We start from the raw sequence: 725 nt of genomic DNA on the forward strand, positions 1-725 counted from the left end.
GGCGATGAACCGCTCGGCCGTCAGCTCCGGCCGGTTCAGGTAGCCGCGCGCAACCCCGGCCCCGCCGATATAGAGCTCGCCCACCGCCCCGAACGGCACCGGCTGACCATGAGCGTCCAGAAGATAGATCCGCGTGTTCGCAATCGGACGGCCAATCGGGACAACTGACCCGTCAAAATCAGCCGGGCAATTCCAGGCCGTCACGTCGATAGCTGCTTCCGTGGGACCATATAGATTGTGCAGGCCAGTCCAAGGCAATAGGCGCCTAACCTTGTGCACACTGGCGGCAGCAAGCGCCTCGCCACTGCATATGAGACGCTGCAGCGATGTGCAGCGATCGACACCCTTTGTATCGATAAAGCTGACCAACATCGAGGGTACAAAGTGTGCCGTGGTGATGCGTTGGCTGATTATCAAGTCTACAAGCGCGTCTGGGTCTTTGTGTGCAGCCGGAGGCGCCAGCACCAGGGTCGCCCCTTCAAGCAACGTCCAGAAGAACTCCCAGGCCGAGACATCGAAGCCAAATGGCGTCTTCTGCAAGACGACATCGGTTGCATTGAGAGCGTAGGCTTTTTGCATCCAGATCAGGCGATTGATAATAGCCCGATGCTCATTCTGTGCTCCCTTGGGCGTCCCGGTGGAGCCCGAGGTGTAGATGATGTAGGCGAGATGGCGGGGGGTGAGCCCCAGCGCGCGCGGGTCGGGATCGTCAGCGCCCTGGCCGG

At 60.8% G+C, this 725-nt stretch carries 1 protein-coding gene; it reads right to left on the reverse strand.

Features of this window, described 5'->3' with window-relative positions:
* Positions 1-725, reverse strand: a 725-nt coding sequence (locus NKI49_RS33250) for an AMP-binding protein (RefSeq protein ID WP_352695953.1), incomplete at both ends; no start/stop codon positions are given.

The organism is Mesorhizobium sp. M0587, from assembly GCF_040320945.1.
Lineage (GTDB): Bacteria > Pseudomonadota > Alphaproteobacteria > Rhizobiales > Rhizobiaceae > Mesorhizobium.